1 protein-coding gene is annotated in these 266 nt (G+C 64.7%); it reads left to right on the top strand.

Translation table 11 applies throughout. The features are described 5' to 3' along the window. Positions 1 to 266: hypothetical protein (locus KUM49_RS47075; RefSeq protein ID WP_217243161.1), on the top strand; the 266-nt coding region annotated here is incomplete at both ends.

Here is a 266-nt window from a genome sequence, read left to right as displayed (position 1 = left end):
CAGCAGGTCGTGGATCGGCATGACATCTATCGCACGGCTTTCGTGTGGGAGGGATTGAGTGAGCCGGTCCAGGTCGTGGTCCGCCGGGCCGTCCTGCCCGTCACGGAGATCGTTCTCGATCCTCAGGGGGCTGATGCGGTAGAACAGCTGATCGCTGGTGCGGGGTCGTTGATGGACATCGGTCGTGCTCCGTTGGTCGACGTGTATACGGCTGCGGAGCCGGCGGGTGAGGGCCGGTGGCTGGCCTTGCTGCGGATGCATCACCT

Origin of the sequence: Streptomyces sp. AC555_RSS877, from assembly GCF_019049245.1 — a bacterium.
In the GTDB taxonomy this organism is placed as follows: domain Bacteria; phylum Actinomycetota; class Actinomycetes; order Streptomycetales; family Streptomycetaceae; genus Streptomyces.
This window is presented reverse-complemented; position numbering and strand designations above follow the sequence as displayed.